Origin of the sequence: Streptomyces sp., from assembly GCF_050698815.1 — a bacterium.
In the GTDB taxonomy this organism is placed as follows: Bacteria; Actinomycetota; Actinomycetes; order Streptomycetales; family Streptomycetaceae; genus Streptomyces.
In genome coordinates, this window is sequence record NZ_JBOHCV010000361.1 from 1 (window position 1) to 2,828 (window position 2,828).

General features: G+C 70.5%; 2 protein-coding genes and 1 pseudogene. 2 read left to right on the forward strand and 1 reads right to left on the reverse strand.

All coding sequences use genetic code 11. The annotated features are described in order from the left end of the window. Window positions 1–139 precede the first annotated feature (139 nt). A complete protein-coding gene (gene gabT, locus ACRDP3_RS13190; protein ID WP_431517100.1) occupies window positions 140–1,375 on the forward strand; it encodes a 4-aminobutyrate--2-oxoglutarate transaminase in 1,236 nt (411 codons plus the stop codon). A 334-nt stretch (window positions 1,376–1,709) separates the two neighbouring features. Next, a complete protein-coding gene (locus tag ACRDP3_RS13195) occupies window positions 1,710–2,351 on the forward strand; it encodes a phosphatase PAP2 family protein (protein WP_431517099.1) in 642 nt (213 codons plus the stop codon). 10 nt (window positions 2,352–2,361) lie between these two features. Here ACRDP3_RS13195 and ACRDP3_RS13200 read toward each other — a convergent pair. Then, a pseudogene (locus ACRDP3_RS13200) lies at window positions 2,362–2,828 on the reverse strand (FAD-dependent oxidoreductase); the annotation flags it as partial.

The following is a 2,828-nucleotide window of genomic DNA, read 5'->3' on the forward strand; positions in this document are numbered from 1 at the left end:
CTTGCCGCCCCGAAAGCGATTGGAAGGAGAACTTTGAGAAGTATCCGGGGCATCATCGAGCCCGCCGCCTGAAAGGTCGCGCATGTCGAAAATCAACGAGAGTCTCAAGCTGTGGGAGCGCTACGGGGAATTTATTCTCATGGCCACCGCGCACCAGGACCGGGTGGTGCAAGAAGCCCGCGGCTGCACGATCGTGGACGTGGACGGCAACTCTCTGATCGACTTCGGCTCCGGCATCGCCGTGACCGGCGTCGGCAACAGCGCCGAGGCGGTCGTCCGGCGCGCGACCGCCCAGCTGGCGGACTTCACCCACACCTGTGTGATGGTGACGCCGTACGAGCCGTACGTGGAGGTCTGCGAGGAGCTGGCCCGGGTGACCCCGGGCGACCACGCCAAGAAGAGCGCCCTGTTCAACTCCGGCGCGGAGGCGGTGGAGAACGCCGTCAAGATCGCGCGGACGCACACCCGCCGCCAGGCGGTCGTCGTCTTCGACCACGGCTACCACGGCCGTACGAACCTGACCATGGCGCTCACCTCGAAGAACATGCCGTACAAGCACGGCTTCGGCCCGTTCGCCCCCGAGGTCTACCGGGTGCCGGTCGCCTATCCCTACCGCTGGCTGACCGGCCCTGAGCACTGCGCCGAGGAGGCCGCCGCACAGGCCATCGACCAGATCAGCAAGCAGGTCGGCGCGGAGAACGTGGCCGCGATCGTGATCGAGCCGGTGCTCGGCGAGGGCGGCTTCATCGAGCCCGCGAAGGGCTTCCTGCCGCGCATCGCGGAGTTCGCGAAGGAGAACGGGATCGTCTTCGTCGCGGATGAGATCCAGTCCGGCTTCTGCCGTACGGGACAGTGGTTCGCCTGTGAGGACGAGGGCATCGTCCCTGACCTGATCACCACCGCGAAGGGCATCGCGGGCGGCATGCCGCTCGCCGCGGTGACCGGGCGCGCGGAGATGATGGACGCGGCCCACGCCGGCGGGCTCGGCGGCACCTACGGCGGCAACCCTGTCGCCTGCGCCTCCGCCCTCGGTTCCATCGAGACGATGCGTGAGATGGACCTGGCCGCCCGGGCCCGGCGCATCGAGGAGATCATGAAGCCGCGGCTGCGGAAGCTGGCCGAGCAGTACGACATCATCGGCGACGTCCGCGGGCGTGGTGCGATGCTGGCGATCGAACTGGTCAAGCCGGGCGGCAAGGAGCCGGCCCCGGAGGTCACCGCGGCGCTGGCAAAGGCGTGCCACCTGGACGGCCTGCTGGTGCTGACCACCGGCACCTACGGCAACGTGATGCGCTTCCTGCCACCGCTGGTGATCGGTGAGGACCTGCTCAACGAGGGTCTGGACGTGCTGGAAGAGGCCCTCGCAGGCCTGTGAGGACGGTACGGGCGGGGGACGGCGGGCGTGTGGGGTGAAGAATGTGTGCGAGGCCCATGTCAGGTCGGTGATCCGACTGTCCGGTACCGCCGCCCTGTCGTACGGTTTCAGCAGTCGTCGGGTCCGGAACTCCACTCCGGACTCCCGGCCCGAGCCGGTCTTTCCCCAGGACCGTCCCGGTCGTGCCCTGGCGCACGCTGTTCACCGATCGGATGACCGCTTGTCCCAAACCCCCCGGGGCTCGCGTAAGACCGGTCGACACGACTGCCCCGGAACTCTCCCCCCTGTTCCGGGGCGGTCGGCATTTCCCGCCGCGGTCACCGCGGTGTGCGCCGTGCTCTTCACCCTCATCACCTGGCAGATCGCCGTCGACGGACCGCTGCGCGCGGCGGACGAACGGCTCGGCGCCGCGCTGCGGCACCTGGCCCCGCCCGGCTTCGTGGCGGGGCTCTGCGCGGATCTGGGCAATGTGACGGTCGCCGTGCCGGTGCTCCTCGCCGCGATGGTCCACGCGGTGACGAGCACCGGCACCGCCGGGCGGTACCGACGGTGGCTGCCGCCGCTGTGCGCCACGGCGGCGATGGCGGCCGTCGCACTGTTCGTCCCGCTGCTGAAGGTGTGGCTCGACCGGCCGGGGCCGCTCGGCGGCATCGGCTACTACCCGTCCGGTCATGCGGCGACCGCGGCCGTCGCCTTCGGCGGGGCGGCGCTGCTGCTGTGTCTGTCCGTGCGGCAACGTCCGTACTGGCCGCTGCTCGCCACCGCGGCCGTGCTCACCGTGGCCAACGGCGCGGGCCTGGTGTGGCGTGGCTACCACTGGCCGCTGGACGTCCTGGCGAGCTGGTGTCTGGCCTGGGTGCTGCTGGTCTTGGGGACCGCCGCCGCGCGCCGCGGACTCCGCTCCCGCGCTGCCGGCGCCGGGCCCGAGGACTCTCTTGAGGACCGCCCCGAGGAGCGCCTCGAAGACCGACGGTGAGCCGTCGATCTCAGCTGTCGACCCCCAGGCCGGTCCGGTCCATGGCCTTCAGCCACAGATTGCGGCGGCCACCGCGGGCGTCCGCACGCGCGAGCGACCACAGGGTGAGGCCGATCCCGGCCCAGCGCACCGGCTCCGGAGGGAACGGCAGCGGCTTCTTGCGCACCATCTCGAGCTCCGTGCGCTCCGTGCGCTCCGTGCGCTCACCGGCCAGCAGGTCGAGCATCACCTCGGCACCGAACCGGGTCGCCCCCACGCCCAGGCCGGTGAAGCCCGCGGCATAGCTGACGCGCCCGCCGTGTGCCGTGCCGAAGAACGGCGAGAAGCGGGAGCAGGTGTCGATGACCCCGCCCCAGGCGTGGCTGAAGCGCAGCCCCGACAGCTGCGGGAAGGTGTCGAAGAAGTGTCCGGCCAGTTTGCGGAAGGTCGACGGGCGCTGGTCGTACTTCGCCGCGATCCGGCTGCCGTAGTGGTACA